The organism is Fusobacterium sp. (assembly GCF_030528405.1).
Lineage (GTDB): Bacteria > Fusobacteriota > Fusobacteriia > Fusobacteriales > Fusobacteriaceae > Fusobacterium.
Map to the genome: position 1 here is coordinate 2,309 of NZ_JAUMYY010000068.1, position 2,240 is coordinate 4,548.

At 30.1% G+C, this 2,240-nt stretch carries 3 protein-coding genes; all 3 read right to left on the minus strand.

From position 1 onward, the window contains the following. Nucleotides 1–1,247: hypothetical protein (locus Q4A58_RS07935; RefSeq protein WP_303118139.1), on the minus strand; the 1,247-nt coding region annotated here is incomplete at its 3' end. Between the two features lie 424 nt (nt 1,248–1,671). After that, entirely contained in the window at nt 1,672–1,965 is a 294-nt protein-coding gene (locus Q4A58_RS07940) for a hypothetical protein (protein ID WP_303118140.1), read from the minus strand. Then, nucleotides 1,962–2,198: a hypothetical protein gene (locus tag Q4A58_RS07945; protein WP_303118141.1), complete on the minus strand. Its 237-nt coding sequence runs from the start codon at nt 2,196–2,198 to the stop codon at nt 1,962–1,964. Before Q4A58_RS07945 ends, Q4A58_RS07940 begins: the two co-directional genes overlap by 4 nt. Nucleotides 2,199–2,240 lie beyond the last annotated feature (42 nt).

The following is a 2,240-nucleotide window of genomic DNA, read 5'->3' on the forward strand; positions in this document are numbered from 1 at the left end:
TATCTCTTTCTGCCTAAAAATGGGCGATATTCTATTCCCATTTTTTGTTCGGTTTGTTCGAAAATTTCTTTGGTGGTGTCAAAATATTTTAATCCTTTGTTTTCAAATTCTTTAACCAGTGTTTTTTCAAGTTCTAATTTATTTCTGAAATTTTGTCTTTCAGTGAGTTCTTGAAGAATTTGAGGAATGAGAATTTCATCTAAAAAATTTTGAGCTTTTACGCAGTAATCCAAATAGCTACGAGAGTAATTTATTCCCTCAAAATCTTTTATCCTTTCAAATTTTTGCTTCAAAACATTAAATTCAGCCATTTTAAGGTCAAAATTTTTAACTTTCTCTTCTTGACCTATGAGATTATTCATTCTTCTAAAAAAAAGCGATTTTTCAGCTTCTAAATTAGTTTTGTCTTTTTCGAGATTTTCACGCTCTTTTTCAAGTGAATTTATTTGCAGGGTCATTTGCTGATAAAAATTTTCTGTTTGTTTGATGATTTTTTTATTTTCAGAAACTAAATTTTTGTTTTCAATGGTTTTAGCTTTTTCCGAACGAATAAGGGTATTTAATTTTTCTTTGTTGATTTTGTTGTTTAGTCCTAAAAAGCCTTTTTGAATATAATCTTCTACATTGGCAGAAGTTTCAAGTTCTTTGTAAAATTCCCATTGAGTTACTAAATGCCCAATTTCAAGCTGTTTTTGAGCTATATTTTCCTCAATCTGCTGAATCTTGTAGGCTATTGCTCCTAAATGTTTTTTGTTAGATTTTTGCCCTCTTTCCATTTCTAAAACTTCGGAAACAACATCTTGTAATTGGGTCATTTCTTGTCTTTTGAGTTTGAGTGACTTGCCTTTTTCGTCTGTCCAGTCAAAAATCAAATGAGCGTGTAGATTTTGTTTCCATTCTTTGGACTTCATATAGCCCTCGTCTCGGTGAATGTACATTTGGATTGTTTTTATTCCAAATTGCTCAAATAAAACTTCTCGCAATCTGTGTAAATCTTCCATTGTGTGTTCGGGGTTTAGATTTAAAACCCCCTCTCGTAATGGGTTCATTTTGGATTGCATTTTTTGACCTACATTTTTTTCATAAGTAGTCTCTATTCGTTGCCTTGCACAGGATAAACTTTCCTGTTCCCATATTTCATTAAATGGGGTTAATTCTTGACGAACATAATCATACTCTTTAAGTCGTTTGTTGTGAAGTTCAGAGTTTGTTTTTACTGCGATAATATGAATAGATGATTTTGCCATATCTTCTAAATTTTTTTATTTCTTAAATCAAAAAGCCGTCTGCAAGACCTCACGAACCCTTTAAGGGTTCTAGTGAGCTACTCCCATTGCATAGGAGTAGTTGGCAGTGCGTATAAATGTCAAAAATAAAAAATAAATTTATAAATAAAATTGTCCTTTTTAAAAAAATGAGTAATTTTGTCTTATCGGTGAGGGAGGAAATAGGCTCTGCTGGGAAGCAACCTATCAGCACCAAATCCGATAACTGAAAGCAGAACCCACTTTTTAGTGGGTTTTTCTTTTGTTAGCTATCAAAAAAAAACAGAAGAAATTTTCTTCTGTTTTTATATCCTAAAAATTGCGATACCTCGTTTTTATTCTTTTTACGCCCTATTAAATCTAAAAAACTAAAAAAACAAAATGCCTTAGCAAAAAGCTAATAAGATTACATTAAAGGTTTTTGTTTGGTACTTCTGAAATATCTTATTTCTATCCTCTGCTCTTCTTCAAAAACTTTATAGAAAATAACAAACTTTCCATTAAAAAAGAATTTTCTAAAAAGTTCTAATTTCTCACTATAAACAGCCAAAAAATATGGATTTTCAGAGATTTCTTTTTCTACTAATTTGACATTTTCAATAATTTTTAAAGGGTATTCATAAGAATCATTGCGTTTGTACCAATATTCTAAATTATTGTAATAGTCAAATTTTGCTTCATTTACCCACTCTACTTTCATCTTTTTAGTCTTTCGATTGCTTCTCTATGAACATCACAACTATTGGTAACCATTCCTAATTTTGATTGTTCTTCTGCAAGTTCTAATTTTTTTAAGTCATCAGAAGATAACTCATAATAAAAATCATAAGTATTGTCAAATGAAATTTCTTTTGCTGAAATACCTTTTAAAAATCGCTCTATGTAAGGCATATCTGTTTCTTGAATTGTAGCCCGTAATCTAACTGCTCCCATAATAATCTATTTTTCTGCAAATATAGAATATTATTTGATAAC

Excerpts from the sequence above, each read along its gene's own strand:
- Q4A58_RS07945 (WP_303118141.1), bottom strand. The coding sequence starts at position 2,198 with ATGGGAGCAGTTAGATTACGGGCTACAATTCAAGAAACAGATATGCCT.
- Q4A58_RS07940 (WP_303118140.1), bottom strand. The coding sequence starts at position 1,965 with ATGAAAGTAGAGTGGGTAAATGAAGCAAAATTTGACTATTACAATAAT.